Origin of the sequence: Streptomyces synnematoformans, assembly GCF_039531005.1 — a bacterium.
Classification (GTDB): Bacteria; Actinomycetota; Actinomycetes; order Streptomycetales; family Streptomycetaceae; genus Streptomyces; species Streptomyces synnematoformans.
This window is the reverse complement of the sequence record NZ_BAAAPF010000700.1, coordinates 1-1,030: the sequence shown is the minus strand read 5'-3', so window position 1 is coordinate 1,030 and position 1,030 is coordinate 1. Positions and strand designations below refer to the sequence as shown.

The 1,030-nt window shown below is 76.9% G+C and carries 1 protein-coding gene; it reads right to left on the bottom strand.

All coding sequences use genetic code 11. From position 1 onward, the window contains the following. Positions 1 to 1,030 (bottom strand): branched-chain amino acid ABC transporter permease (locus ABD317_RS37215; RefSeq protein ID WP_344296534.1); only part of this gene is annotated, 1,030 nt, incomplete at both ends.

Sequence of the window (1,030 nt, the reverse complement as noted above, 5' to 3'; positions counted from 1 at the left end):
CCGCCGTCGCCCGCGTCGTGCCCGCCCTTGTCGTCCACGCCGCCGGCGGCGGCCGCGCGGGGCGCGCCGGACACCAGCCCGGCGAGGCCGCGGGGCAGCAGGTAGACGGCGGCGACGAACAGCACCCCGAGGAGCAGCGGCCCGTGGCCGGGCCAGGAGCCGGCCAGCCAGTCGCGGGTGTAGACGATGAGCCCCGCGCCCACGAGCGCGCCGATCACCGACGTGATGCCGCCGATGACGGCCGCGAGGAGCGCGAGGGCGGCGATCTCGAAGCCGACGTCGGCCGGGGACACGTAGCTCTGCACGGCGATGAGCAGCGACCCGCCGGCGCCCGCGAGTGCGCCCGCGCCGACGTACGCCACCAGCAGGTACCGGGTCACGGGGTGGCCGGAGGCGCGCATCCGCTCCTCCGCCTCCCGCGAGCCGGTCAGCAGCTTGCCGGCCGGCGAGCGCAGCAGCACCAGCGCCACGGCGACCACGCAGACGACGACGACCGCGGCGTACTGGTAGATCGCCAGTTCCTCGAAGAGCGGCTCGCCGCCCCAGAACGCCTGGGTGGAGGGGAACCCGGCGAGGCCGTCCGTGCCGCCGGTCACGGACTTCCACTGGCCGATGGCGATGGCGGTCAGCTCCCCCACCGCCACGGTGATCATGAGCACGGTGGTGCCGCGGGCGCGGATCACCGCCGGCCCGGTCACCACGCAGAACGCGGCGGCGGCGACGGCGGAGATCGCCACCTGCACCGGCCCGACGGTCCAGTCGTTCTCGGCCAGCTTCGCGGTGGTGTACGCGCCGACGGCGAACGGCGCGGTCTGCCCCAGCGTGGGCAGCCCGGCGTAGCCGGTGACCACGGTGACGCTGACCGCGAGGAGGCCGAGGGCCAGGGCGTAGCCGGCGAGGGAGAGGGAGTAGGCGTCGAGGACCGTCGGCAGGAGCGCCAGCACGGCGATCAGGGCGAGCAGCGGGGCGGCGGCGCCGTCGCCCGCGGCGCCGCGCCCGCCGCCGGTCCGCGCACCACCGCCGTCGGCGG